The sequence below is a fragment of the Actinosynnema mirum DSM 43827 genome, assembly GCF_000023245.1.
Classification (GTDB): Bacteria; Actinomycetota; Actinomycetes; order Mycobacteriales; family Pseudonocardiaceae; genus Actinosynnema; species Actinosynnema mirum.
This window is the reverse complement of record NC_013093.1, coordinates 1,547,665-1,571,512: the sequence shown is the minus strand read 5'-3', so window position 1 is coordinate 1,571,512 and position 23,848 is coordinate 1,547,665. Positions and strand designations below refer to the sequence as shown.

Sequence of the window (23,848 nt, the reverse complement as noted above, 5' to 3'; positions counted from 1 at the left end):
CCGCGGGCAGCGCACGAGCACCACGCACGCCCTCAGGAGCGGCGGTCCCACGGGGCCGCCGCTCCGCTCGTTCCACGGCCCCGCCCCGCCACGCGCTCCGCGAGCCCTGCGCCCGTTCCACGCCGCTGACTCCCAGCGACAGTTCAGCGCCAGCGACGACTCCCGGCATTCACCGCTCCACCCGTTCCCCCGCAGGTGTCGCGTTCTTCGCGGTTTCCCGGACTCTCCGTGGGGGTCCCGCCCCAAAGTCCCGGTCGTACCCCCTATCGCGGTAGGTTGAACGCGCATTCGGAGGAGAGGGGAGCATGGACACTCGTCGCACCACGGTGGTCGCCGAACCAGCCTGGCAGGTCAGCCTGATCTGGGTCGGTTTCCCGGTAGTGGGCGGGGTCGGGCTCTGGCTGCTCAAGCTGGCCGCGAAGTGGATCCTCTCCCTCCCGTTCGTCCCGTTCGACGGCCCGCTGCGCCTGCTGAACGTCGTCCCCGAACCGTGGGGAACGGTCGGCGTGATCGCGATCGGCGCGGTGCTGGGCCTGGTGGTGTCGTTCATCGCCGCCCACGAACGCCTCTCGGTGGCCGTCCGCGACGACAACGCGGTGTTCTACCGGGGCGGCAAGAGCCGGACCTTCGACCGCACCAAGATCTCCGGCGTCTTCCTGGACGGCAAGGACCTGGTCCTGCTCGGCCTGCACTCGGAGGAGCTCGCCAGGGACAAGTCGGACCTGATCGCGGAGAACATCGCCAACGCCTTCCAGTCCCACGGCTACCCGTGGCTGGAGGACGGCGACCCCCACCGCGCCGACTACCGCCGCTGGATCGAGGGCAACCCGGAACTCCCCCAGGGCGCCGACCAGATCTTCAAGGCCCGAGCCGAGGCCCTCCGCAACCTGGACCAGGAAGACGCGGCCGAACTCCGCGAGGAGCTCACCCGCATGGGCCTGGCAGTCCGCGAGGACAAGAAGAAGCGCCAGTTCTGGCGCCACACCACCCCGCGCTGACCACCCGGCAACCCCACGGGCCCCCGCTGCGGGCACACCGCTCCGGCTGACGAGCCCGACCCGCAGTCACTGCTCCGGCCCCGCGGACACCGGCTCACCGGCACCCGTCACACCGGCCCGTCACACCGGGCTGGTCAGGCTCCCCCTGATCAGCCCACGCACGGCCAGCCCTGGCCCTGCGGGTTCCTCAACCAGGGACCTTCACCGCGCCCCGCCAGGCACCAGACCTACCCGGAGCACGAGGCCTGCCCGGAACCCGCGCAGTCGCACACTCCCGCACCGGCGATCCCGCTCAGCGCAGACGGCCCCACCCACGCGGCAGTCGCCACCTACGCGGCAGTCACTACCCGCGCCGCAGCCGTCACCGTCACCCTCGCGGCAGTCACTACCCACTCGGCAGTCGCCACCCGCACCGCAGCCGCCACCCTCGCGGCATCCGCTACCCCCGCAGGTGGTCGTCGAGGAGCTCGGTCTCCTCGCCGTAGGCCTTCAGCTCCTCCTTCACCACCCCGTACGCCATCCCCTCCGCGTACCCCTTGCGCGCCAACGCCCCCACCAGCCGCCGAATCCTGGTGGTGTCGTCCACGTTCGCCAGGGTGCGCAGCTTCTTGCGCACCAGCTCCCGCGCCCGCTCCCGCTCCGCCTCGTCGTCCACCGCGGCCACCGCCTCGGCGGCGACCTCGTCCGGAACGCCCTTCGTGCGCAGCTCGCGCGCCAGCGCCCGCCGTCCGAGACCTTGGTGGGTGTGCCGGGAACGCACCCACACCTCGGCGAACGCCGCGTCGTCGATCAGCCCGGCGCGGTCGAACTTGCCCAGCACCGTCTCGGCGATCTCCTCCGGGACGCCCTTGCGCAGCAGGGCGTCCCGGAGCTCGACCCTGGTCCGGGCGCGTGCGGTGAGCAGCGCGTAGCAGATGTCCGTCGCCCTGCGCTGCTCCTTCACCGGGTCGACGGGCGCCTCGTCGACCGGTTCCCCGTCAGCGGTGAGCTCGGGCTCGCGGCCACGCCACCCCGAGCCCCTCCCACCTCGTCCACCCCGCACAGCGATCAGAAGTCGACCGGAGCGGGCGCGGTGTCGTCGGCCTCCAGCGTCGCGCCGATGCCGAGCTTCTCCTTGATGCGCTTCTCGATCTCGTTGGCCACGTCCGGGTTCTCCCGCAGGAACTTCCGGGCGTTCTCCTTGCCCTGGCCGAGCTGGTCGCCCTCGTACGTGTACCAGGCGCCGGACTTGCGCAGGATGCCCTGGTCGACGCCCATGTCGATGAGCGAGCCCTCGCGGCTGATGCCGTGGCCGTAGAGGATGTCGAACTCGGCCTGCTTGAACGGCGGGGCCACCTTGTTCTTCACGACCTTGACCCTGGTCCGGTTGCCGACGGGCTCGCCACCGTCCTTCAGGGTCTCGATGCGCCGCACGTCGAGCCGCACCGACGCGTAGAACTTCAGCGCCTTGCCACCGGTCGTGGTCTCGGGCGAGCCGAACATGACGCCGATCTTCTCGCGCAGCTGGTTGATGAAGATCGCCGTGGTGCCGGAGGAGTTCAGCGCACCGGTGATCTTGCGCAGCGCCTGGCTCATGAGGCGGGCCTGGAGGCCGACGTGGTTGTCGCCCATCTCGCCCTCGATCTCGGCGCGGGGCACCAGCGCCGCCACCGAGTCGATGACCAGGATGTCCAGCGCGCCGGAGCGCACCAGCATGTCCGCGATCTCCAGCGCCTGCTCACCGGTGTCCGGCTGGGACACCAGCAGCGCGTCGGTGTCGACGCCCAGCTTGCGCGCGTAGTCGGGGTCGAGCGCGTGCTCGGCGTCGATGAACGCCGCGATGCCGCCGTTGCGCTGGGCGTTAGCGACCGCGTGCAGCGCCACGGTGGTCTTACCGGAGGATTCCGGACCGTAGATCTCGACCACCCGGCCGCGGGGCAGGCCGCCGATGCCGAGCGCCACGTCGAGCGCGATCGCGCCCGTCGGGATCACCTCGATCGGCGCGCGGCCGTCCTCGCCCAGCCGCATGACCGAGCCCTTGCCGAACTGCTTGTCGATCTGGGCCAGGGCCAGTTCGAGTGCCTTGTCCCGGTCGGGTGCCTGGGGTGCCATCTGGAGTCCACCTCGGTTTGTCTTGGGTCGCTCGTCGTTGTCGGGGCCGACGGTACGGGCGGGGTACGACAATTTCCGACGGCGGCCCGGTGACCTGCGGGTTTGGGATCACCCGGTTGTGGTTGGCGAGTGTAGCCGAACAGGTGTTCGACCACGTCGTCGCCACGCCCGGTGGTCAGCGACGGTGCTCCGGGACGTCGAACGCGTCGCACACCGCCAGCCAGATCTCCTTCGCGGGCAGCCCCACGTCCAACGCCTGGTCGGGGGTGCGCCCGCCGAGCGCGGACAGCACGTGCTCGCTGGCCAGCACCTCCGACCTGACCTGCCCGAACTCGTCCGCCATCAGCTTCCGGAACACCGTGTTGCGCATCGCTGCCAGGCTAGCGCGCAGGAACCGGGGCCCGGACACCGCAGCCGAGGCCCTCGTCACCCTGGCGAGGGCGCCTGGAATCACTGGATCGGGAGGCCGGTAACGGTCGTGGGTCGGCGGCGCGCCCCCCGCCCCGAGCACCGGTGGCGGTTAACCTGGACGGCGTGATCCTCCTCCAGAGCGACCCGACCGGCCTGTCCTCCCCGATCGGCACGATCGCCGTGATCGCGGGCCTGCTGGCGGCGATCGTCGTCGGCGCCCGGCACCTCTGGATGAACCGCAAGCGCTGAGCCGCAAGCGCTGAACCGGGCCCCTCACCGCACCCGCAGCACCGCCACCACCAGCATCGGGAGCACCACGAACCCGGCAAGCAGCCCCAGCGCGGCGTAGGACCAGGCGGTCACCACCAGCCCGGCCAGCACCCCGCCCAGCGCGCCCGCGCAGTTCATGCACAGGTCGGACAACCCCTGCGCGGCCGTCCGCCGCGACCCCGCCACGACCTCCGTGAGCAGCGCGGACCCCGCGATCACCCCGGCCGACCAGCCGAGCCCGAGCAGCACCAGCCCGATCCCCAGCCGCACCGGGTCGTCCCCCGCCGCGCTGCCCACGAGCGCGGTGGCGGCCACCAGCAGCGCCGCCCCGAGCGCCTGCACCGCCCCGCCGCCCCACCGGTCGACCAGCCAGCCCACCAGCGGGCTCAGCCCGTACATGGCCGCGACGTGCAGGCTCACCAGCACCCCGACCAGCGACAACGACCCGCCCGCGTGCCCGACGTGGACCGGGGCCATCGCCATCAGCCCCACCATCACCCCGTGGCTGACCGCGATCCCGACCACCGCCAGCCGTCCCGAGGAGGGCAGCGACCGCCACACCCGACCGCGCGGCCCGGTCTCGACCGGTTCGGCGGCGCTCCCCCGCGCCAGCACCAGCGGGTCCGGCCGCAGGAACCGCAGCACGACCAGCGCGGCGGCCCCGAACAGCACCGCCGACGTCAGGTAGGCCCCGCTCCCCTCGGGCAGCCCGAGCCCGGCGACGGCCCGACCGGTGGGCGCGGCCAGGTTCGGCCCCACCACCGCGCCGACCGTCGCCGCCCACACCACCAGCGCCAGCGACCGGGCGCGCTCGTGCGGCGCGGCCAGGTCGGCGCCCGCGTACCGGGCGGCCAGGTTCGCGCTGCCCGCGGCCCCGAACAGCACCAGCGACGGCAGCAGCAGCTGCCAGGACCCGAGCACCACGGCGACGGCGGCGAGCAGCGCGCCCACCGCCCCCACGCCGTAGCAGAGCACCAGCACCGGCCGCCGACCCGCGCGCTGGGCCAGCCGGGCCGCGGGCAGCGCGGACACCGCGGCGCCCACGACCGCGCAGGTCTGCGCGAACCCGCCCACCGCCTCCACGCCCGAGAGCGACACGGCGACGAGCGCGCTCAGCGCCAACCCGGTGGCGATCCCGGAGGACCCGAGCACCTGGCTGACCGCCAGCACCTTGAGCACCCGGCGCTGCACCGGTTCCGCTGCGATGACCACGCGGTTGATCGTCCGGGCGCGCGGGGGCGCGCGGTAGCGGCCGGACGGGGGTCAGGCGCCCGGCTGGACGTTCTTCTCGAAGAAGTCGGCCAGCGCGTCCGCCGTCAGGTCCGAGCTGCCGCTCTTGGTGATGATCCCGAGCAGCGGCCTGCCCTCGGCGACGAAGGTCAGCAGCCCGAGCCCGCCATCGGCCGAGGCCTGGTAGGTGCCCTCCAGGCCGTTGCCGCCCCAGCGGGCCTTGACCACGTCGGACTTCAGCGAGGCCACGACCGTGCCCGCGTCCCGCTCGGCGCCGGTGATCGTCTCGGTGAGCACGTACTGCACCGAGTAGTCGTCCGCGAAGGCGCAGCTGACGACCGAGCCCTTGACCGTGATCGCGCCGGACACGCCCGCCGTGCCGCCCGCCTTGCACTCGGCGGTGTCGGCGACCGAGCCCGCGAGCTGGCGCAGGCAGGTGGTGAAGCCCTTGTCGTCCTTGGCGGTGTCGCTCTTGCACTCCTCGGCGGTCGGCACGCCGGGCCCGGAGAGCGCGACCACGCCGCCCACGACCAGCAGCACCGCGGCCAGCGCGCCGCCGACCGACAGGAGCACCTTGTTGCGGTTGCCCGCTCTCCGCTGCTCGGGGCGGTGCGGCGCGAGGGTGGGGAAGTTGAACTGCTGCGGGCCGTACGGGGCGGTCACGGCGGGGTTCGGGTGCTGGCCGCTGATCGCCGGGTTGACCGCGTAGGGGCCGCTGGCCGCCGGGTTCACCGGGTGCCCGCCGGTGCTCGGACCGACCTGGTGCGCCCCGCTGACCAGCGGGTTGACCTGGTGCGGACCGCTGCTCGCAGGGGTCTGCGCGGTGATCCCCTGCGCCGAGATCCCCTGCGCGGGCGTGCCCTGCGCGTGGGCCATCGGCGGCAGGAAGGCGGTGGTGGCCGACGGCGAGTCGCCGGTCGGCGCGGGCTGCGGGTCGGGCCTGGCCGCGACCCCGTCCCTGGGCACGTGGTGCGCGCCGAGCGCGACGGCCGTCTCCGGCTGGTCGAGGCTGGTCGGGACGACGCCGACCTTCTCGGAGATCATGTTCGCCACGAGCGGGATGCGGCTGGACCCGCCGACCAGGTAGATGCCCGCGAGCTGGCCGGGCGTCATGCCGGTGGAGCCGATCGTGGCGGCCAGCAGCTCGACGCTGCGCAGCATACTGGGCCGGACCAGCGCCTCCAGGTCCGCGCGGGTGACCAGCACGTCCTCGAACGGCTCCGGCATCGGGACCTCGGTGTGCGGGTGCCGCGACAGCGACTCCTTGGCCGCCCGCACGTCCTCCTGCAGCGCGCGCCTGGCCCGCCGGTCGCCGGTGCTCTCCGGGCGCAGCAGCCGCTGCCAGCGCGCCGGGTCGCGGTGCGCGACCTGGCGGCCGACGTGCTCCAGCAGCGCCTGGTCCACGTCGAGCCCGCCCAGGTCGGGCAGGCCGTCGGAGGCGAGCACGGTGAACCCGTCGCGGGTCGCGCCGACGATCGCCACGTCGAAGGTGCCCGCGCCGAGGTCGTAGACGGCCAGCGCCTGCCCGACGGACAGCGACGCGTAGTGCGAGGCGGCGGCGACCGGCTCGGGGAACAGCAGGACCTCGCAGTCCGCGCCCGCGAGCCGCGCGCTGGACAGCAGCACGTTGCGCCTGGTCGCGCCCCACTCGGCGGGGTGGGTGAGCCGGATCTCGTCGATCGACTCGCCGCCCAGCTGGCGGTTGGTCTCCTCCAGCACGCGGCGCAGCACGGCGGCGAGGGCGTCGGTCACCGGCACGACGTCGTCGCCGAGCAGCAGCGCGCCCTCGTCGACGCGGCGCTTCGGGTTGGGCTCGAAGCGGGACGGGTCGAGGCGGGCCCTGCGCTCGGCGTCGCGGCCGACGACGAGCGAGCCGCCCTCCTCGCAGTAGATGGCGGAGGGCATGGTCGCGGAGCCGTCCACCTCGACCACCCTCGGTGGCCTGCCGTGCGCGGCCAGTACCGCGACGGTGTTGGAAGTCCCCAGGTCGACCGACAGGACGCGCATGTTCACCTCTCCGTCCGCAAGCGGCGTGATCGTCCCACACCGCGTTGGGCGCCGGTGGCGTCTCGGGAAGATGTCCGACGAGGTGAGATTCACTCCGCCGAGTGAGGCTCATCTTTACCCACGGCGGGTCGCCGGGTGTCGGCGGGGGCGGTTCCGGCGCAGGTCAGATGACCTTCGGCGGATTTTCCGGTGATCAACTGGCGGGCACCCCCGACAAGTGCGGCGACACGGCGCGGAAGGCCCCCGGAACGATCTTCGCCCCGGTTCTGTCGGTGCGGTCGGTCAAGATTGCCCCGTGGATGTGACGACCGCTTTCTCACCGGCGACCAGGCAGTGGTTCGCCGGTGCTTTCGCCGCGCCGACGGCCGCGCAGGCCGGGGCGTGGGAGGCCGCTGCCGCCGGGGAGAACGCGCTGGTCATCGCCCCGACCGGGTCGGGCAAGACGCTGGCCGCGTTCCTCTGGGCGCTGGACCGGCTGGCGCAGGAACCGCCCCCGGACGAGCCGCGCGAGCGGTGCCGGGTGCTGTACGTGTCGCCGCTGAAGGCGCTGGCGGTGGACGTGGAGCGCAACCTGCGGGCGCCCCTCGCGGGCATCCGGCAGGCCTCGCGCAGGCTGGGGCTGCCGGAGCCCGCCATCGAGGTGGGGATGCGGACCGGGGACACGCCCGCCGACGTGCGCAGGGCGTTCGCGCGCAAGCCGCCGGACGTGCTGGTCACCACGCCGGAGTCGCTGTTCCTGGTGCTCACCTCGGCCGCGCGGGAGTCGTTGCGCGGGGTGCGGACGGTGATCCTGGACGAGGTGCACGCGGTGGCGGGCACGAAGCGCGGCGCGCACCTGGCGCTGTCGCTGGAGCGGTTGGACGGGCTGCTGGAGCGGCCCGCGCAGCGGATCGGGCTGTCGGCGACGGTGCGGCCGGTGGAGGAGGTGTCGGCCTTCCTCGCGGGCGGGCGGCCGGTGCGGGTGGTGCAGCCGGAGTCGGCCAAGACGATCGAGGTGCGGGTCGAGGTCCCGGTCGAGGACATGTCGGCGCTCGGGGAGCCGACCGGCGAGGTGAGCGGGTCGGCTGCGGGTGGTGAGCGGCGGACGTCGATCTGGCCCGCGGTGGAGCAGCGGGTGCTGGAGCTGGTGCGGGAGCACCGGTCGACGATCGTGTTCGCCAACTCGCGCAGGCTGGCGGAGCGGTTGACGGCGCGGCTCAACGAGCTGGCGGCCGAGGCGGCCGAGGGCGGCGGGCCCGGTGCGGACGGTCCCGGTGCGGACGGGTTGGGGGAAGGCGCCGGTCAGGGCGGGTCCGGCTCGGCGGTGGCGCGGTTCCCCGCGGCGGCGGTCGGCCAGTCGGGGGTGACGGTCCAGGAGGGGCCGGTGATCGCCCGCGCCCACCACGGGTCGATGTCGCGCGAGCAGCGCACGTCCGTGGAGGAGGAGCTGAAGTCGGGGCGGCTGCCGTGCGTGGTGGCGACGTCCTCGCTGGAGCTGGGCATCGACATGGGCGCGGTGGACCTGGTGGTGCAGGTGGAGGCGCCGCCCACGGTCGCGTCGGGGTTGCAGCGGGTCGGCCGGGCCGGGCACCAGGTGGGCGCGGTGTCGCGCGGGGTGGTGTTCCCCAAGTTCCGGGGCGACCTGGTGTCGTGCGCGGTGGTGGCCGAGCGGATGCGGGACGGCGCGATCGAGGCGGTGCGGTACCCGCGCAACCCGCTCGACGTGCTGGCGCAGCACGTGGTGGCGATGGTCGCGCTGGAGCCGTGGTCGGTGGAGGACCTGGCGCGGGTGGTGCGCGGGGCGGCGCCGTTCGCCGGGCTGCCCGAGTCGGCGCTGCTGGCGGTGCTGGACATGCTCGCGGGCCGGTACCCGAGCGAGGAGTTCGGCGAGCTGCGGCCGAGGATCACCTGGGACCGGGTGACCGGGGAGCTGCGCGGGCGGCCGGGCGCGCAGCGGCTCGCGGTGACGTCCGGCGGCACGATCCCGGACCGGGGGCTGTTCGCGGTGATGACCCCGGCCTCGGAGTCCAAGCCGGGCTCGCGGGTGGGCGAGCTGGACGAGGAGATGGTCTACGAGTCGCGGGTGGGCGACACGTTCCTGCTGGGCACCTCGTCGTGGCGGGTCGAGGACATCACCCACGACCGCGTGGTCGTGGTGCCCGCGCCCGGTCAGCCCGCGCGGATGCCGTTCTGGAAGGGCGACGCGCCGGGGAGGCCGCTGGAGCTGGGGCGGGCGCTCGGGCGGTTCCTGCGGGAGGTGTCGGCGCTGCCCGAGCCCGAGGCGGTGGGGCGCGCCGCGGCGGCCGGGCTGGACGAGTGGGCCACGGCGAACCTGCTGACCTACCTGAAGGAGCAGCGCGAGGCGACCGGGCACGTGCCGAGCGACCGGGCGGTGCTGGTGGAGCGGTTCCGCGACGAGCTGGGCGACTGGCGGCTCGTGGTGCACTCGCCGTTCGGGGCGCAGGTCAACGCGCCGTGGGCGCTGGCGATCGGGGCGCGGCTGCGGGAGCGGCGCGGGGTGGACGCGCAGGTGGCGCACTCGGACGACGGGATCGTGGTGCGGCTGCCGGACGCGGTGGACGCCGAGGGCGGGCAGGCCGTGGCGGGCGCGGAGGACGTGCTGCTCGACCCGGACGAGGTGGAGCAGGTCGTGGTCGCCGAGGTGGGCGGGTCGGCGCTGTTCGCGGCCAGGTTCCGGGAGTGCGCGGCCCGCTCGCTGCTGCTGCCCCGGCGCGACCCGAGGCGGCGCACCCCGCTGTGGCAGCAGCGGCAGCGGGCGGCGCAGCTGCTGTCGGTCGCCTCGAAGTACGAGAGCTTCCCGGTGGTGCTGGAGGCGATGCGGGAGTGCCTGCAGGACGTGTACGACGTGCCGGGGCTGCGGGAGCTGATGGCCGACGTGCGGGCCAGGCGGGTGCGCGTGGTGGAGGTGGAGACGCCGTCGCCGTCGCCGTTCGCGCGGAGCCTGCTGTTCGGGTACGTCGGGATGTTCCTGTACGAGGCGGACACCCCGCTGGCCGAGCGGCGGGCGGCGGCGCTGTCGCTGGACTCGGCGCTGCTGGCGGAGCTGCTGGGGTCGGAGGCGATCCGGGAGCTGCTCGACCCGGAGGTGCTGGAGGAGGTCGAGCGGGCGCTGCAGCGGCTCGCGCCCGACCGGCACGCGCGGGACGCCGAGGGGGCGGCCGACCTGCTGCGGTTCCTCGGCGACCTGTCCGAGGAGGAGGCCGCCGAGCGGGGCGTGCGGCCGGAGTGGCTGACCGAGCTGGTGGCGGCGCGGCGGGCGATCCGGGTGCGGATCGCGGGCCACGAGCGGGTGATCACGATCGAGGACGCCGGACGGGTGCGGGACGCGCTGGGCGTCGCGCTGCCGGTGGGCGTGCCCGAGGTGTTCACCGAGCCGGTGGCCGATCCGCTCGGCGACCTGCTGGGCCGGTACGCGCGCACGCACGGGCCGTTCCCTGCGGGGCAGGCGGCGGAGCGGTTCGGGCTCGGGGTGGCCGTGGTGACCGGGGTGCTGGAGCGGATGGCCGCGACGGGGCGGCTGGTGCGCGGGGAGCTGCGGCCTGGTGGCACGCACACCGAGTACTGCGACGCGGAGGTGCTGCGGCGGTTGCGCAGGTCGTCGCTGGCGCGGCTGCGCTCCGAGGTGGAGCCGGTGGAGCCCGCCGCGCTGGGCCGGTTCCTGCCGGGCTGGCACGGCGTCGGCAGGCGGGTGCGCGGGGCCCCGACCGCGGACGACGTGTACGCGGTGGTGGAGCAGCTGGCGGGCGCGCCGCTGCCCGCGAGCGCGGTCGAGTCGCTGCTGCTGCCCGCCCGGTTGCCCGGCTACCACCCGGCGCTGCTGGACGAGCTGACCGCGGCGGGCGAGGTGACCTGGACTGGGTGCGGGGCGCTGGCGGGCGGCGACGGCTGGGTGGCGCTGGCCCCGACCGACGTGGCGGACCTGCTGCTGCCGGACCTGGTCCCGGAGTCGGCGCCGGAGTCGCCGCTGCACACGGCCGTGGTGGAGGCGCTGGCGGGCGGGGCGCTGTTCTTCCGGCAGGTGGTGGACCGGGTGGCGCTGCAGGGCCCGACGACCGACCAAGAGGTGGTCGGCGCGCTGTGGGACCTGGTGTGGGCGGGCCTGGTCACGAACGACACCCTGGCCCCGCTGCGCGCGCTGGTGTCGGGCGGAGGCGCGCACAAGCCGAAGCGCACGACGCCGAGGGGCCGCTACGCCCGGATGCGCGCGACCCGCCCGGACATGCCCAGCCGAACCGGTCCGCCAACGGTGGCGGGCCGCTGGTCGCTGGCGGTGGTGCCGTCGCCGGACCCGACGCGCAGGGCGCACGCGCGGGCGGAGGCGTTCCTGGAGCGCCACGGCGTGCTGACCAGGGGCGCGCTGGACACCGAGCGGGTGACCGGCGGGTTCAGCGCGGTGTACCGGGTGCTGCGCGCGATGGAGGAGTCGGGCCAGGTGGTGCGCGGCTACGTGGTCGAGGGCCTGGGCGCGGCGCAGTTCGCGGCACGGGGCGCGGTGGACCGGCTGCGCGCTTTGTCGGCCCCACCGGACCGGACGGGGTCGGAGTGGGCGGGGCCGGAACCGAACTGGTCGGCGGGATCTGCCGGGTCCGCCGGTTCGGTGGGGTCTGCCGGGTCCGCCGGTTCGGTGGGGTCTGCCGGGTCCGCCGGTTCGGTGGGGTCTGCCGGTTCAGCTGGATTCTCCGGTCCGGCGGGGTTCACCGGTTCGGCGGAGTGGGGCGGTCCGGTGCGGTCGGCGGGTTCGGCGGGGTCCGGGCCTACCACCGTGGTGCTGGCGGCGGCGGATCCGGCGCAGCCGTACGGGGCGGCGCTGTCGTGGCCGGAGCAGGTTGGTGGCGGCAAGCACCGGCCGGGGCGCAAGGCGGGGGCGTTGGCCGTGCTCGTCGACGGGGAGGCCGTGCTGTACGTCGAGCGGGGTGGGAAGTCGCTGCTGTCGTTCACCGAGGAGGACGAGCCCTTGCGTGCCGCGGCGCAGGGGTTGGGCCGGGCGGTGCGCGACGGGTGGCTCGGGCAGTTGTCCGTGCAGCGGGCGGATGGGGAGGTGGCATTGGGTTCGAAGTTGGCGGGTGTGCTCCAGGAAGCGGGGTTCCGGGCGACTCCGAAGGGACTTCGGCTGCGAGCCTGACCAGGCGGCCAGGCGGCCAGGCGGCCAGGCGGCCAGGCGGCCAGGCGGCCAGGCGGCCAGGCGGCCAGGCGGCCAGGCGGCCAGGCGGCCAGGCGGCCAGGCGGCCAGGACCACAGTGGATACCACCGCTGGTTCGTGCTGGACAGCCATCGCTGGGGCGTGCTGTGGCGTTGGTGCTGGTCGTGCCGTGGCGCCGACGCCCCGAGGGCAGTCGGGGCGTCGGCGGGGACTGGCCGGGAGGTGTGCCAGTCATCGGTGGTGGCTTGGTTGGCGGTGGTGGCTTGGTTGGCGGTGGCCGCCGGGATGGCCGTAGGGCCGCGGTGGCCGTAGGGCTGTAGTGGCGGTGGGGCTGTAGTGGCGGTGGCGGTCAGGGGTAGCGGTTTGGGATGTGGGCGGGTTTTAGGTTGAGAAGGGGGTGGTGGTTAGCGGAAGAGGGAGCTGTAGGCGTTCAGGGCTGGCTGGCCGCCTAGGTGGGCGTAGAGGACGGTGGAGTCCTTGGGGATTTCAGCGGTGGTGACCAGTTCGATCAGGCCTGCCAGGGACTTGCCCTCGTACACCGGGTCGGTGATCATGCCTTCCAGGCGTGCGCCCAGCTTCATGGCCTCGGTGGTGGACTCGCCCGGCACGCCGTAGATGCCCTCGTGAAAGCGGTCGTCGAGGATGACCTCGTCGTCCGTCACCTCGACGCCCAGCAGGGACGCGGTGTTCTTCGCGATCCTGGTGACCTGGTCCTTGGTCTCCTCGGGCTTGGCTGAGCCGTCGATGCCGATGATCCGCCTGCCGGTGCCCGCCCAGCCCGCGACCATGCCCGCCTGGGTGCTGCCGGTGACGGAGCAGACGACGATCGTGTCGAAGTGGACGCCCAACTCCTTCTCCTGACGATCTACCTCGGCCGCCCAGCCTGCGAACCCGAGCCCGCCCAGTGGGTGGTCCGAGGCGCCTGCGGGGATGGGGTAGGGCTTGCCGCCGCGTGCGCGCACGTCGTCAACTGCCTGCTCCCACGCCGGCTTCACGCCGATCCCGAAGCCCGCCTCGACCAGGCGGACGTCGGCGCCCATGAGCCTGCTGAGCAGGATGTTGCCGACCCGGTCGTACACCGCGTCCGGCCAGTCGACCCAGCTCTCCTGCACCAGCACGCACTGCAGCCCGGCGCGCGCGGCGGCTGCGGCCACCTGGCGGGTGTGGTTGGACTGCACGCCACCGATCGAGACCAGGGTGTCGCAGCCCTGCGCCAAGGCGTCGGCGACCAGGTACTCCAGCTTCCTGGTCTTGTTGCCGCCGTAGGCGAGGCCGGAGTTGCAGTCCTCGCGCTTGGCCCACACCCGCGCGCCGCCCAGGTGCGCGGTCAGGCGCTCCAGCGGGTGGACCGGCGACGGGCCGAAGGTCAGCGGGAAGCGGCTGAAGTCGTCCAGTGCCACGTCAGTCCTCCTCAAGCAGGTCCGCCAGCGTGGCCCAGTTGCGCTCGACCAGCACGGCGGCGAGGTCGGCGTCCGGGGCCGCGCAGGCGGCGATGATCTCGTCGTGCATCGCCACGGAGTGACGACCGGGCGGGGTGCCGAACCGCAGCCGCTCCAGGCGGCGCACCAGCGGGGTGTAGCGCTCGATCGTGGCGACGACGGCGAAGTTGCCGCTGCGCCGCACCGCGACGTCGTGGAACTCGTCGTCGGCCGCCAGCGCGGCGGCCACGTCCCGGTCGACCAGCGCCGACGCGAACCGCGCGTTCGCCGAGCGCATCGCGTCGAGATCACCCGCGTCCATGAGCGGGACGGCCAAGCGGGCCGCGAGGGCGTGCATCGCCTGGACGACGGCGTGCGCGTCCCGGACCGCCGACGTGCTCAGCTCGGTGACCCGCGTGTAGCTGTGCGGCTTCGACTCGACCAGGCCCTCGTCGGTCAACCGCGCCAACGCCTCCCGCACCGGAGTCCGCGACAACCCGAGCCGTTCGGCCAGCTCGACGTCGCGGATCGGCGCGCCGGGGGCCAGATCGCCGACCATGATCGCCTCACGGATCGCCGACAACGCCTGGTCCCGGTAGAGGGCGCGGCCAATATATTGCATATCGGCACTATAGGGAGTGCGGAGCACGAGCGGTAGAGGGTGCGGACGCGAGCGGCAGAGAACGCAGGACGTAGGCGGTAGCGAACGCAGGATGCGGGCGGCAGGGAGAACAGCCGGATTTGAATCCGGAGGCGCAGGCGCACGGCGGACAGCACACGACGGACAAGAAGCGCAGCGACACGACAGGGAGTGCGACCACGCCGCGAGAAGTGGGGCCGCGCGGTGGGGCGCGCGGCCGGGCGCCCCACGGTGGAGTGATGCGTGAGCAGCAGGGGGCAGGCGCGGGTGGGGCGGGGGTCGGGGTGTGGTCACCTTGGGGTCAGCACGCAGAACTCGTTGCCCTCGGGGTCCGCCAGGACCACCCACGGGACGTCGCGCTGGCCGATGTCGACGTGGGTCGCCCCCAGGGACAGGGCCCGCTCGACCAGCTCCGCCTGGTGCTCCGGGGTCCGGCTGTTCACGTCCAGGTGCACGCGGTTCTTCTCGGCCTTCGCGTCCACGCCCACGCCGAACAGCAGCTCCAGGCCCTCGACGTCGAGCGCGGACTCGTCGGCGGGAGGAATTGAGACGGGCGCCGGAAGAACCGCAGCGGGTTCCGAAGGCGTCGGGGCGTCGGGGTTCGAGGAGGGCCGGGGGCGCTCACCCGTCGGGGAAAGCGGCGAAGCGGGCGAAACGGGCGCGTTCGGTCCGGGGACGCCGAGCAGTTCCGACCAGAAGACCGCCAACGGCCTGTGATTCCGAGCATCAACAACAACGCTGCACCATGTAGTTGACATCGCCCGACGGTAGCCTCTCCGATCATGGCGCAACTGGTTCTCGGCCCGGTGCTGCGGCACGTGAACGGTTCTTCGGCGACCGTCTGGGTGGAAACCGATTCTTCCTGCGAGGTGACCATCGCCGGTCACTCAGCGCGGACGTTCCAGGTCGGCGAGCAGCACTTCGCGCTCGTCGTCGTCCGGGACCTCACTCCCGGCACCACCACCCCCTACGAGGTCGCCCTCGACGGGACGCAGGCCTGGCCTGAGCCCGACTCGCCGTTCCCGCCCTGCGTGATCCGGACCAAATCCCCCGACGACAACACGCACAACCTGGTGTTCGGCTCCTGCCGCGCCGCGAAGCACGACGGGCGCAAGGCCGACAAGCTCGGCCCCGACGCGCTCGACGCCTTCGCCCTGCGCATGAAGGACCAGCCGGTGGAGCAGTGGCCGGACGCGCTGCTGCTGCTCGGCGACCAGGTCTACGCCGACGAGCCCACCCCGCGCATCAAGGAGTGGTTGGCCGAGCGCCGGGACGGGCGGGAGCCCAAGGGCGAGGTGGTGGAGTTCCGCGAGTACGCCGAGCTGTACCACGAGACCTGGGGCGACCCGGAGATCCGCTGGCTGCTGTCCACCGTCCCCACCTCGATGATCTTCGACGACCACGACGTGCGCGACGACTGGAACACCTCCCGCACCTGGCGCGAGCAGATGGCCCGCAAGCCCTGGTGGCCCGAGCGCATCCGCGCGGGGCTGGCCTCGTACTGGGTCTACCAGCAGCTCGGCAACCTCGACCCGGACACGCTGGCGCAGGACGACCTGTTCGGCAAGGTCACCTCGGCCGAGGGCGACACGCAGGCCCTGCTGGAGGAGTTCGCCGAGGCCGCCGACGCCGAGCTGGACGGGCGCAAGTCCACCTGGTGGAGCTACCGGCGCGACTTCGGCCGGGTGCGGCTGCTGGTGATCGACACCCGCTGCGGGCGCATCCTGGACGGCGACCGGCTGATGATCAGCAACGACGAGTTCGACTGGATCGAGCGCAACGCCGAGGGCGACTTCGACCACCTGCTGATCGGATCGTCGCTGCCCTGGCTGATGCCGCACGGCCTGAGCCACCTCCAGTCGCTCAACGAGCACGCCGCCGCCAAGCCCGGCTGGCGGGGCGCGCTGGGCGAGCGGGTCCGCCAGGTCGCCGACCTGGAGCACTGGCCCGCGTTCCGGGCGTCGTTCGAGCGGCTGTCGAAGCTGATCCAGCGGATCGGGACCGGCGAGGGCTCGCCCGCGAAGGTCTGCGTGCTGTCCGGGGACGTGCACCACAGCTACGCGGTGCGCGCGGAGTACCCGAAGCCGACCGACTCGGCGATCTACCAGCTGGTGTGCTCGCCGGTGCACAACGACCCGCCGTGGTTCTTCCGGCCCGCGTTCGCGATGTTCTGGACCAAGCCGGTCACCCGGTGGCTGCGGGGGCGCGCCGACCGGCAGGGCATCTCGCAGGACCCGCTGGCGTGGCGCAGGGTGAGCGGCCCGCACTTCGGCAACTCGGTGGGGCAGCTGCGGATCGACGGCCGCAAGGCCCGGTTCCGGCTGGAGACGGCCAAGGAGGCCGAGAAGCTCACCGAGGTCGCCGACCTGGAGCTCTGACGGCCGCAAGGCACGCTGGACACCGCGGCAGCCGGACCGCACAGCAGCCGGACACCGCAGTCGGGCACAGCAGCAGGGCACAGCAGCAGGGCACCACCACGAGGCCCGCGCTCCCCATGGGGAACGCGGGCCTTCGACCTTCCGGCTGCTCCCGGCTACTTCGTGGCGAGCCTGAGCAGCGCCCACAGCTGGGCGATCGCGTCCCGGTCGCCCCTGGGCGCCACCTCGCGGTCGGGCACGCGCCCCCACAGCCAGCGGTACAGCGCGACCGGCGTCCCGGTCACGACCCCGTCGCCGCGCTCCCCCGGCGCGGCGACGCGGTGGGTGGCCGGGTCGGGACCGGTCCTGGCCAGCCAGGCGTGGTCACCGGCCCGCAGCAGCACCGAGCCCTCCCGCGTCCCGCGCACGCCGAGCACGTCCAGGCGGTGCCCGAGCCACAGGGACAGCACCTCGTCCACGCCGTCGAGCGCCACGTCCTCGTCGACCGGGTCCAGTTCGATCCCGGCGGCGGCCTGCGCGTCCATCCGGTGCACGGTCGCCTCGTGGGCGAGTCTGCGGACCCAGAAGGCGAGGTCTTGGCGGGCGGGCCCGCGCTGCGCGGCAGTGCGAGACCCCGAGTCGGCGCACCCCGGCCTCGTGCTGCGGCTCAACGGGGTGGGCTCTTTCCTGCGATCAGCGCTCCACATCGCGTCGCACGGTTCGGCGGGGTCGGACGCGCGCAGGGCCGCCACCAGCGGGGTTACGCCCTCCAGCAGGTAGCCGGCCAGGTCTTGGGCGGGCCCCGGTTCGTGCTGCCACGTCGTGGAGCCGTCCACGCGGGCCAGCACCATGCGCTGGGTGCTGCCCACGTGCCGCGCCGTCTCGCCGAGGTTGAGACCGGGGCAGGCGGGCACCTGGAGCTCGGGCCTTCCGCGTGCGGCGACCGCGAGGAGGACGGTCTCGCGCTCCACGACGTCGATCAGCTGCCCGTACCCCGGGAGTCCTCGGTTCACAGGCCACCTCCGCGCGTGGTTGTCGCCCGCCGGGGAGGGGCGGGGATGGGGGCGTTGAGCGTGGTGGTCGGAGCACTGGGTCTGCGGAATCGAGGAAGAGACCAAGGGCATCGGGCTGCAGTGGGGGCGAAGTATGGCGATTGGTCGTTCGCGCTGCTGCGCAGCGCCTGGCGTGGGGGCGCTTCCCCCGCCCCCACGCCAGGGCGTCGTTCGAACAAGTGTTCGAACGTGATCAGCGTAGCGCGTCGGCCCGGCACTCAACAACCCGGCCGGACGTGGTCTCATGAACAGGTGAGCGCACCCCACGACCACCCCGGCATCGCCAAGGTCGCCGCAGTGCTGGACGAGTCAGGCCACTCCGATTCCGCGCGGGGCATCCGCGTGCTCGCGGGCGCGGTCCGCACCGCCGCCGAGGCCGCCGAGGCGGTCGGCGTCCCGGTGGGCGCGATCGCCAACAGCCTGGTCTTCGCCGCCGTCACCGGCGGCGTCGCCGCCCCGCTGCTCGCGCTGACGTCGGGCGCGCACCGCGCCGACACCGCGCTGCTGGCGGAGCTGGTCGGCGCGGACTCGGTCGAGCGGGCCACCCCGGCGTTCGTCCGCGAGCACACCGGCCAGGTCATCGGCGGGGTCGCGCCCGTCGGGCACCCGGCGCCGCTGCGGACCCTCGTGGACGTGGCGCTGCGGGAGCACGAACAGGTGTGGGCGGCGGCGGGGCACCCGCACGCGGTCTTCCCCACGACGTTCGAGGCCCTGGTCGAGCTGACCGGCGGCACCCCCGCCGAGGTGGCCCGGTGACCGCGCTCCCGCCCGCGCGCAAGCTGGTCGAGGTCTCCCCGGCCGAGCTGACCGCGCGGCTGCCCGAGGCGCTGGCCCTGTACGTGAACGCCATGCGCTACCCGAGGGGCACCGCCGAGCAGCGCGCCCCGATGTGGATGGCGCACATGACCCGCGAGGGCTGGCGGTGCGTGCTGGCGCTCGACGAGGACGACGAGCTGGTCGGCATCGGCTACGGCTACCACGGGGCGTCCGGCCAGTGGTGGCACGAGCAGGTGCGGCACGGCCTGACCCTGGTGTCCGGTCCGGCCGCGGCGCAGGAGTGGATGAGCGACTACTTCGAGCTGACCGAGCTGCACGTGCTGCCGAGCGCGCAGGGCGCCGGGATCGGCGAGGCGCTGCTGCGGGAGCTGCTGGCGGGCGTGTCGAGCCCGCGCGTGCTGCTGTCGACGCCGGAGGGCACGAGCCGGGCGTGGAAGCTGTACCGGCGGGTGGGCTTCGTGGACGTGCTGCGGCACTACCAGTTCACCGGCGACCCGCGCCCGTTCGCGGTGCTCGGCCGCGAGCTGCCCGTCGACTGACGCGCGACGGGCTCCCCCGAGCCGAGGGGGGAGCCCGTCGCGGTCGGACTAGAACGGCGAGACGAACCCGCTGGCCGGTCGGCCGAAGCCCGCGCTCAACCCGTCGATCTTGCGCCACCGGGTGTAGGCCACCCGGTCGCCGTAGTTGCCCTCGACGGTGCGCACGTGCGTGGCCTTGAGGCCGCTGTCGTCGTACCTGACCTCCACGACCAGCCCGACGTGCGCGAACATCGACGGGTACTGGCCGAACACGACGACGTCGCCCATCTCCACGTTGCGCTCGGAGATGTCGCGCCACCTGCCGTTCTCCCTGGCCCACTTCTGCCAGTAGGTCGCCCAGTGCCCCTGGTCGAGGCCGGACGCGCCGGGCGCGGGCCGCATGGCGGGCCGGTCCTTCACGCCACCGACGGTCCAGGCCCAGTTCACGAACACCCCGCACCACTGCGCGGGGCGCATGACGGCGGAGTCGACCTGCTGGTAGCGCTCGGGGTACAGCTCGGGCCCGCTCTCGCGCTGCCCGACCTCGGCCATCGCCTTGTCGACGATCTCCTGCCGGACCCGCCACTGCTCCAGCTCGCCCGGCGCGGCCTGCGCGGGCGCCGCGACGGCACCCAGCAGCGCGGCGGAAGCCAGCACGGCCCCCAGCGCCGCGCGGACACCCCGTCTGGACATCGTTCCCCCTCCTGACGCGCCACGGGCGGCGCGGACGCTCCCGCCGTGGACCCGCGTCACCCGGTCGACCGGGCGGTGCGGCGCGGACGTGCTCCGCGCCGCACGTTCGTGGATACCTGATGCGGGCCGGGTCACGCCAGGCCCTGAGGGGCAGACCTCAGCGAACGCGGCGTGAACGGACCCCCGGCGCCGAACCCCGGCTCAGAGGGCGGCGAGCCGCTCGCGGAGCGTGTCCAGGCCCATGCAGCCCATCTCCAGCGCCTCCTGGTGGAACCGCTTGAGGTCGAACGCGGCCCCGTGCCGGGCGCGGGCGTCCTCGCGGGCGGCCAGCCACAGCCGCTCGCCGAGCTTGTAGGCGGGGGCCTGGCCGGGCCAGCCGAGGTAGCGGTCGATCTCGTCGTGCACGTGCGCGGGGTCGGTGATGGTGCGGGTGAGCATGAACTCCAGGCCCAGCTCCGGCGTCCACCGCTCGCCCTCGTGGAAGCCGGTGCCCTTCGGGATCTCCAGCTCCAGGTGCATCCCGATGTCGACGATCACGCGGGCGGCGCGGAACAGGTGCGAGTCCAGCATCCCGAGCAGGTCGCCGGGGTCGCCGAGGTAGCCCAGCTCGCGCATGAGCCGCTCGGCGTACAGCGCCCAGCCCTCGCCGTGGCCGGAGATCCAGCACATCAGGCGCTGGAAGTCGTTGAGCTTCTCGGCCTGGTAGACGGCCGTGGCGATCTGCAGGTGGTGGCCGGGGACGCCCTCGTGGTAGACGGTGCTGACCTCGCGCCAGGTGGAGAACTCCTGCCGGTCGGCGGGCACGGACCACCACATGCGGCCGGGGCGGGAGAAGTCCGGGGTGGGGCTGGTGTAGTACGCGCCGACGCCGCCGCCGGGCGGGGCGATCCGGCACTCCAGGTCCATCAGCTCGTCGGGCAGGTCGAAGTGCTTGCCGCGCACGTCGGCGAGCGCCGCGTCGGAGAGCCCCTGCATCCACTGCCGCAGCCCGTCCTGGCCGGTCACCCGGTAGCGCGGGTCGGCGTCGAGCGCGGCGGCGGCCTCGGCGATCGTCGCGCCGGGCTTGATGCGGCCCGCGACCTCGCGCATCTCGGCCTCGATGCCGGAGAACTCCTCCCAGCCCCAGGCGTACGCCTCGGCCAGGTCGAGCTTCGCGCCGGTGAAGAAGCGCGACTTGAGCCGGTACGCCTCCTCGCCGACGGCGTCCTTGGTCGGGGCCTTGGGGGCGAGCTCGGCGCGCAGGAACTGGGCGAGGTCGGCGTACGCCTCGCCCGCCGCGCGCGCCCCGGCCTCCAGCTCGGTGCGCAGCGCCCGGTCGTCGGGGGCGGGCGCGATCAGGTCGGCGAAGAACGAGCGGCCGGTGGTGCGACCCGACCAGGTGTCGCACTGCTCGGCGACCTTGGTGACCTGGCGCAGCGCGGCGACCCGGCCCGCGTCGGCGGAGTGGCCGAGGCCCGCGCGCAGGTTCGCGACGGCCTCGGGCAGGGCGGCGAGGCGCTTGGCGATGACCGCCCAGTCCTCGGTGGTGGCGGTGGGCATCAGGTCGAAGGTCTCGCGCAGGCCCTGCACGGGGCTGGCGATGACGTTCAGGTCGGCCTGGTGGGCGCCCGCGTCGTAGAGGTCCAGGTCGACGGAGGTGCGCTCCAGGAAGACCGCCTTCGCGACGGCCTCGGAGGCGTCGGCGGGCTCGGCGGCCTCGATCTCGCGCGCGGCGCGGCGGGTCAGCTCCTCGCGGGCGGCGTGGCCCTGCGGGGAGTAGTCGGTCAGCCGGTCGTCGTGACCGGGGATGCCGCTCTGGGTGGCCATGAGCGGGTCGGCGGCTGCGTAGTCGGCGACGTAGCGGTTGCTGACCGCGTGCACACCTGCGGAGGTCGATGACATGCGTCGAACCTACCCGGAACCACCACCGGGTTATCGCACTGCGTGACCGGATTGGGGTGGACGGGTGAACGGAACCGGGTCGCCGAGGCGGTGGTGGTGGCCTTGCGTGACCGGGATGCCGAACTTGCGACCGCCCGACCGGTGGTGCGCACGGGCTCGCGCTCGCGGCTGCCGGCAGGATTGCCCGCGTGCCCAGGGCCTCCGCGCTGCTCCTGCCCGTGATCCTGCTGCTCGCGGCGTTCTCGCTGTCGGGCTGCGTGCGGTTGCACGCGGCGATGGCCCTGTCCCAGGACGACCTGGTGGCCGGGGAGATCGTCGCCGCGACCCCGCCGACCGGCGACGCCGACGCGGGCCCGCAGCTGAAGGTGCCGGACGGGCTGTCCGACCGGGTCACCACCAAGGCCTACCAGGCGGACGGCTACGCGGGCACGCAGCTGTCGTTCAGCAGGCTGACCTTCGACGAGGTCAAGGCGCTGGCGACCGCCACGAGCGCGTCGAGCAGCCGCTACCAGCTGAACTTCCGCCGCTCCGGCGAGCTGGTGACGCTGTCCGGCTCGGTGGACCTGACCTCGGTGCCCGCCGAGCGCGCGGACATCCAGGTCAAGATCAGCTTCCCCGGCGAGGTGGTGGACACCAACGGCCGCGAGGAGGAGGACGCGGTGCTGTCGTGGCACCCGAAGCCCGGCCAGGCCTCGATGCTGACGGCGACGGTCCGCTACCCCGGCCCGGACTCGCAGTCGTGGTTCCCGTGGGTGATGCTCGTGGCAGGCCTGACCGGCGGGGCGGCGCTCGTCGTGGTGGTCATGGCGGTCGTCTCGCACCGCCGCAGCCTGGTCGCCTGACCCCGCCCGCTGTGACGGGCGCCTCTGTCACGCGGCCGGGGACCTCCTCGTCCACCCGGTATGAGGATGAACTTCGGCGAGATCGCCCCCGACGCCTACAAGCTCCTGCTCCAGCTCGACGGCTACGCGCGCAGGAACGTCGACCACGTGCTCATGGAGCTGGTCAAGCTGCGCGCCTCGATGCTCAACGGCTGCTCGTTCTGCGTGGACATGCACTCCAGCGACGCGATCGCCGCCGGTGAGAGCACCCAGCGGCTGTTCGCGGTCTCCGCGTGGCGCGAGTCCGGGTTCTTCAGCCCGGCCGAGCGGCTGGCGCTGGAGCTGACCGACGCGGTGACCCGGCTCGGCGAGCACGGGGTGCCGCAGGAGCTGTGGGACCGGGCCGCCGCGCGGTGGTCCGAGAAGGAGCTGGCCGACCTGCTGGTGCTGATCGTCAGCATCAACTCGCTCAACCGCCTCGGCGTCACCCTGGACACGGGCAAGGACCGCGAGCTGGTCTGACGGTCGCGTTCCGGGGCGGGCCACCGCCCCGGAACGCCCGGTGTCACGCCGTGGTGCGGGCGGGCGCGAGGCCCAGGTCCGCCACCACCTCGCGGGTCGCCTTGGACCGGTTGAGCGTGTAGAAGTGCAGCCCCGGCACGCCCTCCGCCAGCAGCCGCTCCCCCATCCTGGTGACCAGCTCGACGCCCGCCCTGCGGAACCCGGCCGCGTCGCCGGTGAACGGGTCCAGCGCGCGCGCCACCGAGTCCGGCACCGGCGCGCCGGACAGCTCCACGGTCTTGGCCAGCGTCCTGGGCGTGGTCAGCGGCATCAGGCCCGGCAGCAGGGCCGCGTCGCAGCCGCGCGCCACGACCCGGTCGCGCAGCCGCAGGAAGTCGTCCGCCTCGAAGAACAGCTGGGCGATGGCGAAGTCCGCGCCCGCCCGCAGCTTGCGCACCAGGTGCTCGGTGTCGGTGTCCAGGTCGGCCGAGCGCGGGTGCCCGTACGGGAACGCCGCGACGCCCACGCAGAAGTCGCCGAGCTCCCGGCACAGCCGGACCAGCTCCTCCGCGTAGTTGAGCCCCTGCGGGTGCGCGGTCCACTCGCCGTTCGGGTCGCCGGGCGGGTCGCCGCGCAGCGCCAGGATGTTGCGCACCCCGACCGCCGCGTACCAGCCGATGACGTTGCGCAGCTCGGCCACCGAGTGGTCGACGGCGGTCAGGTGCGCCATGGGCACCAGGGTGGTCTCCTGCGCGACGCGGCCGGTGGCCCGGATGGTGCGGTCGCGGCCGGAGCCGCCCGCGCCGTAGGTGATGGACACGAAGGCCGGGTCGAGCGCCTCCAGCTCGCGGATGGCGCGCCACAGCACCTGCTCGTCCGCCGCGTCGCGCGGGGGGAAGAACTCGACGGAGAAGGCGGGGGTCTTCCCCGCGAGGCGTTCGAGCACCGACGTCATGCCGCCAAGGGTAGAGGCACGTCCACCCCCTGGACCCCCCTGCTCACCTGCTGGGAGGTGAACCCCGGTTGGCACGCGCGCGCGGCGA

20 protein-coding genes and 1 pseudogene are annotated in these 23,848 nt (G+C 73.8%); 9 read left to right on the top strand and 12 right to left on the bottom strand.

What is annotated here, in order from left to right:
* The first annotated feature begins 305 nt into the window (after positions 1-305).
* On the top strand, positions 306-998 hold the full coding sequence (locus tag AMIR_RS07120) for a YqeB family protein (protein WP_015800263.1): 693 nt from the start codon (positions 306-308) through the stop codon (positions 996-998).
* A gap of 439 nt (positions 999-1,437) precedes the next feature.
* Here AMIR_RS07120 and AMIR_RS07115 read toward each other — a convergent pair whose 3' ends face one another.
* The 3 genes from AMIR_RS07115 to AMIR_RS07105 form a co-directional block, all read right to left on the bottom strand.
* Positions 1,438-1,941, bottom strand: coding sequence for a regulatory protein RecX (locus tag AMIR_RS07115; protein WP_015800262.1), 504 nt, complete (start codon positions 1,939-1,941; stop codon positions 1,438-1,440).
* Positions 1,942-2,045: 104 nt separating this feature from the next.
* Entirely contained in the window at positions 2,046-3,089 is a 1,044-nt protein-coding gene (recA, locus tag AMIR_RS07110) for a recombinase RecA (protein ID WP_015800261.1), read from the bottom strand.
* A 175-nt stretch (positions 3,090-3,264) separates the two neighbouring features.
* A complete protein-coding gene (locus tag AMIR_RS07105; RefSeq protein ID WP_015800260.1) occupies positions 3,265-3,459 on the bottom strand; it encodes a DUF3046 domain-containing protein in 195 nt (64 codons plus the stop codon).
* 164 nt (positions 3,460-3,623) lie between these two features.
* Here AMIR_RS07105 and AMIR_RS42625 point away from each other — a divergent pair, with 164 nt between their 5' ends.
* Positions 3,624-3,749 (top strand): hypothetical protein, encoded by a 126-nt coding sequence (locus AMIR_RS42625; RefSeq protein WP_256373867.1) that lies wholly within the window; start codon positions 3,624-3,626, stop codon positions 3,747-3,749.
* Between the two features lie 24 nt (positions 3,750-3,773).
* Here AMIR_RS42625 and AMIR_RS07100 read toward each other — a convergent pair whose 3' ends face one another.
* Both AMIR_RS07100 and AMIR_RS07095 read right to left on the bottom strand, forming a co-directional pair.
* The gene (locus AMIR_RS07100) at positions 3,774-4,982 is read right to left on the bottom strand and encodes an MFS transporter (protein ID WP_015800258.1); all 1,209 of its coding nucleotides are present in this window, start codon (positions 4,980-4,982) and stop codon (positions 3,774-3,776) included.
* Positions 4,983-5,033: 51 nt separating this feature from the next.
* Positions 5,034-7,007, bottom strand: a complete 1,974-nt coding sequence (locus tag AMIR_RS07095) for an Hsp70 family protein (protein WP_015800257.1) — start codon at positions 7,005-7,007, stop codon at positions 5,034-5,036.
* 101 nt (positions 7,008-7,108) lie between these two features.
* Between AMIR_RS07095 and AMIR_RS07090 the strand changes: the two genes are divergently transcribed.
* Together AMIR_RS07090 and AMIR_RS07085 are read left to right on the top strand one after the other, a co-directional pair.
* The gene (locus tag AMIR_RS07090; protein WP_041836625.1) at positions 7,109-7,312 is read left to right on the top strand and encodes a hypothetical protein; all 204 of its coding nucleotides are present in this window, start codon (positions 7,109-7,111) and stop codon (positions 7,310-7,312) included.
* Positions 7,303-12,129, top strand: coding sequence for an ATP-dependent helicase (locus AMIR_RS07085; RefSeq protein ID WP_041836624.1), 4,827 nt, complete (start codon positions 7,303-7,305; stop codon positions 12,127-12,129). The genes AMIR_RS07090 and AMIR_RS07085 overlap by 10 nt, the downstream gene beginning before the upstream one ends.
* Before the next feature lie 422 nt (positions 12,130-12,551).
* Here AMIR_RS07085 and AMIR_RS07080 read toward each other — a convergent pair whose 3' ends face one another.
* The 3 genes and pseudogenes from AMIR_RS07080 to AMIR_RS40025 all read right to left on the bottom strand — a co-directional run.
* Positions 12,552-13,547 carry a 1-aminocyclopropane-1-carboxylate deaminase gene (locus AMIR_RS07080; protein WP_015800254.1) on the bottom strand — a complete coding sequence of 332 codons (996 nt, stop codon included), beginning with the start codon at positions 13,545-13,547 and terminating at the stop codon, positions 12,552-12,554.
* 1 nt (position 13,548) lies between these two features.
* Positions 13,549-14,187, bottom strand: coding sequence for a GntR family transcriptional regulator (locus tag AMIR_RS07075; protein ID WP_015800253.1), 639 nt, complete (start codon positions 14,185-14,187; stop codon positions 13,549-13,551).
* Positions 14,188-14,498: 311 nt separating this feature from the next.
* Positions 14,499-14,963, bottom strand: a pseudogene (locus AMIR_RS40025) (VOC family protein); the annotation flags it as partial.
* 24 nt (positions 14,964-14,987) lie between these two features.
* Here AMIR_RS40025 and AMIR_RS07065 point away from each other — a divergent pair.
* Positions 14,988-16,583 carry an alkaline phosphatase D family protein gene (locus AMIR_RS07065; protein WP_015800251.1) on the top strand — a complete coding sequence of 532 codons (1,596 nt, stop codon included), beginning with the start codon at positions 14,988-14,990 and terminating at the stop codon, positions 16,581-16,583.
* 155 nt (positions 16,584-16,738) lie between these two features.
* On the opposite strand, the gene AMIR_RS07060 is transcribed toward AMIR_RS07065, so the two are convergent.
* Positions 16,739-17,575 carry a maleylpyruvate isomerase mycothiol-dependent enzyme family protein gene (locus AMIR_RS07060; protein ID WP_015800250.1) on the bottom strand — a complete coding sequence of 279 codons (837 nt, stop codon included), beginning with the start codon at positions 17,573-17,575 and terminating at the stop codon, positions 16,739-16,741.
* 291 nt (positions 17,576-17,866) lie between these two features.
* Between AMIR_RS07060 and AMIR_RS07055 the strand changes: the two genes are divergently transcribed.
* The gene (locus AMIR_RS07055) at positions 17,867-18,370 is read left to right on the top strand and encodes a YbaK/EbsC family protein (protein WP_015800249.1); all 504 of its coding nucleotides are present in this window, start codon (positions 17,867-17,869) and stop codon (positions 18,368-18,370) included.
* Positions 18,367-18,930, top strand: a complete 564-nt coding sequence (locus AMIR_RS07050) for a GNAT family N-acetyltransferase (RefSeq protein ID WP_015800248.1) — start codon at positions 18,367-18,369, stop codon at positions 18,928-18,930. The genes AMIR_RS07055 and AMIR_RS07050 overlap by 4 nt, the downstream gene beginning before the upstream one ends.
* A gap of 48 nt (positions 18,931-18,978) precedes the next feature.
* Here the strand turns inward: AMIR_RS07050 and AMIR_RS07045 are convergent, their stop codons facing one another.
* Together AMIR_RS07045 and AMIR_RS07040 are read right to left on the bottom strand one after the other, a co-directional pair.
* Positions 18,979-19,602 (bottom strand): CHAP domain-containing protein, encoded by a 624-nt coding sequence (locus AMIR_RS07045; protein WP_015800247.1) that lies wholly within the window; start codon positions 19,600-19,602, stop codon positions 18,979-18,981.
* A gap of 201 nt (positions 19,603-19,803) precedes the next feature.
* The gene (locus tag AMIR_RS07040; RefSeq protein WP_015800246.1) at positions 19,804-21,483 is read right to left on the bottom strand and encodes a DUF885 domain-containing protein; all 1,680 of its coding nucleotides are present in this window, start codon (positions 21,481-21,483) and stop codon (positions 19,804-19,806) included.
* Between the two features lie 188 nt (positions 21,484-21,671).
* On the opposite strand from AMIR_RS07040, the gene AMIR_RS07035 reads away from it, so the two are divergent.
* Both AMIR_RS07035 and AMIR_RS07030 read left to right on the top strand, forming a co-directional pair.
* The gene (locus tag AMIR_RS07035) at positions 21,672-22,325 is read left to right on the top strand and encodes a DUF3153 domain-containing protein (RefSeq protein WP_015800245.1); all 654 of its coding nucleotides are present in this window, start codon (positions 21,672-21,674) and stop codon (positions 22,323-22,325) included.
* A 66-nt stretch (positions 22,326-22,391) separates the two neighbouring features.
* Entirely contained in the window at positions 22,392-22,826 is a 435-nt protein-coding gene (locus AMIR_RS07030; RefSeq protein ID WP_143760663.1) for a carboxymuconolactone decarboxylase family protein, read from the top strand.
* Positions 22,827-22,869: 43 nt separating this feature from the next.
* Here the strand turns inward: AMIR_RS07030 and AMIR_RS07025 are convergent, their stop codons facing one another.
* The gene (locus AMIR_RS07025) at positions 22,870-23,760 is read right to left on the bottom strand and encodes a methylenetetrahydrofolate reductase (RefSeq protein WP_015800243.1); all 891 of its coding nucleotides are present in this window, start codon (positions 23,758-23,760) and stop codon (positions 22,870-22,872) included.
* Positions 23,761-23,848 lie beyond the last annotated feature (88 nt).

Bases quoted from the DNA above. Each gene is read 5' to 3' on its own strand.
- AMIR_RS07095 (WP_015800257.1), bottom strand. From the start codon at position 7,007: ATGCGCGTCCTGTCGGTCGACCTGGGGACTTCCAACACCGTCGCGGTA.
- AMIR_RS07030 (WP_143760663.1), top strand. From the start codon at position 22,392: ATGAACTTCGGCGAGATCGCCCCCGACGCCTACAAGCTCCTGCTCCAG.
- AMIR_RS07065 (WP_015800251.1), top strand. From the start codon at position 14,988: ATGGCGCAACTGGTTCTCGGCCCGGTGCTGCGGCACGTGAACGGTTCT.
- AMIR_RS07075 (WP_015800253.1), bottom strand. From the start codon at position 14,187: ATGCAATATATTGGCCGCGCCCTCTACCGGGACCAGGCGTTGTCGGCG.
- AMIR_RS07025 (WP_015800243.1), bottom strand. From the start codon at position 23,760: ATGACGTCGGTGCTCGAACGCCTCGCGGGGAAGACCCCCGCCTTCTCC.
- AMIR_RS07120 (WP_015800263.1), top strand. From the start codon at position 306: ATGGACACTCGTCGCACCACGGTGGTCGCCGAACCAGCCTGGCAGGTC.
- recA (WP_015800261.1), bottom strand. From the start codon at position 3,089: ATGGCACCCCAGGCACCCGACCGGGACAAGGCACTCGAACTGGCCCTG.
- AMIR_RS07040 (WP_015800246.1), bottom strand. From the start codon at position 21,483: ATGTCATCGACCTCCGCAGGTGTGCACGCGGTCAGCAACCGCTACGTC.
- AMIR_RS07045 (WP_015800247.1), bottom strand. From the start codon at position 19,602: ATGTCCAGACGGGGTGTCCGCGCGGCGCTGGGGGCCGTGCTGGCTTCC.
- AMIR_RS07105 (WP_015800260.1), bottom strand. From the start codon at position 3,459: ATGCGCAACACGGTGTTCCGGAAGCTGATGGCGGACGAGTTCGGGCAG.